Raw genomic sequence first — 1,073 nt, forward strand, 5'->3', positions numbered from 1 at the left:
TGTACTGCGCCATTAGGTTGGTGACACTCGGGTGATGGGTGTGGTTCCGATGCCGGTGTGGATTCGTTCAGTGTTGTAGTGCTGGAGCCAGGGCGCAAGTGCTGCTTGGCGGTGGTTACTGCTGGTGAAGACCTGGCGGTAGGCCCATTCGGTTTGCAGAGTCCGGTTGAAGCGTTCGGCTTTGCCGTTGGTCCAGGGGCAGTGGGGCTTGATGAAGCGCTGAACTGCTCCGAGGTCCGTCACGGCCTGACGGAACGCGGCGGAGTTGCGGTAGGCGAAGGCGTTGTCGGTGATGATGCGTTCGATCCGGTGGATGCCGTGGGCGGCGAAGTAGCCTGCGGCGCGGGTGAGGAACCCGGCCGCGGTGGCACCCTTCTCGTCCGGGAGGACCTCGGCGTAGCCGATGCGGGTGTGGTCATCGATCGCGACGTGGACGTAGTCGTAACCGATCCCGCGTCCCTTGACCTGCTCCGAGCGGCCATGGGCCCGCCAGCCGCCTCCTTCCGGGATGCGTCCGAGCTTTTTCACGTCCAGATGGACGAGCTCCCCGGGCCGGTCCCGCTCATACCGGTTGGCGGTGGCCCGGGCCGCGCGGATCGGCACACCCGTCAGAGGGTCGCAGTCCGCCAGCCGCGGGACCCCGTGCCGGTGCAGGATCCGGGCCACCGTCCGCGCCGGAACCCCAGTCAGTGCCGCAACCCGCAGCGGACCGAACCGGGAGGACCGTCGGGCGTCCAGGACGGCCTGTTCACGATCAGTGCTCGTCCGGGTCGGTGTCGACCTGGGCCGGCTCGAGCGGTCCGCCAGCCCGGCCCCGCCCTCGGTCCGGAACCGCCTGACCCACCGGTACGCGGTCTGCCGGGACACGCCCAGCTCCGCAGCGATATGAGCAACCGGGCGGCCGGCGGCCACGCGGTCTACGATCAAGCGTCTTCCATGAACAGTCAACCGGGCATTAACGTGGGACATGAGGACCTCCGTGTGCAAAGTGTGTGAACTAGACAGCTCCACTTAGCCCGGAGGTCCTCCTCGTTTTCAAGCCCTACGTGTCAACAACGTCCCGGCACAGTACA

1 protein-coding gene is annotated in these 1,073 nt (G+C 66.8%); it reads right to left on the reverse strand.

Annotated elements, in window-relative coordinates; translation table 11 throughout:
* Positions 1 to 12: 12 nt before the first annotated feature.
* On the reverse strand, positions 13 to 969 hold the full coding sequence (locus ACZYZ5_RS21445; protein ID WP_463904386.1) for an IS481 family transposase: 957 nt from the start codon (positions 967 to 969) through the stop codon (positions 13 to 15).
* Positions 970 to 1,073 lie beyond the last annotated feature (104 nt).

This window comes from Pseudarthrobacter ribosi (genome assembly GCF_055412865.1).